This window comes from Ulvibacter sp. 2210JD10-4 (genome assembly GCF_058148525.1).
The window spans coordinates 1-234 of the sequence record NZ_JBYVJZ010000115.1 but is presented as its reverse complement, the minus strand read 5'-3'; the positions used below and the strand labels follow the sequence as shown (position 1 = coordinate 234).

Annotated in this window: 1 pseudogene; it reads right to left on the bottom strand. The window is 39.3% G+C overall.

Annotated features, from left to right (window positions below):
* Positions 1–234, bottom strand: a pseudogene (locus tag ACY2RT_RS15705) (class I SAM-dependent rRNA methyltransferase); the annotation flags it as partial.

Below are 234 nucleotides of genomic sequence, written 5' to 3'. Positions count from 1 at the left end.
AGCGCACACGCCTTATTTATTTTTTCTGAAAAGAAATATGCATTGACAGTAGCTCCTACTCCAATATGTAGTATTTTGATACGGATAGGAGAATCAGGATCGTAAAGCCCCACCCCTATCACTTTATTTTTAGTATGGCTGAAAATAATGGAAATGTCACCGGGATTTCCTTCTTTATGGATTTTTTCAATACTATTGGTAAAGATCCAGGGGTGTCCGCTTCTTAGGCTCCGC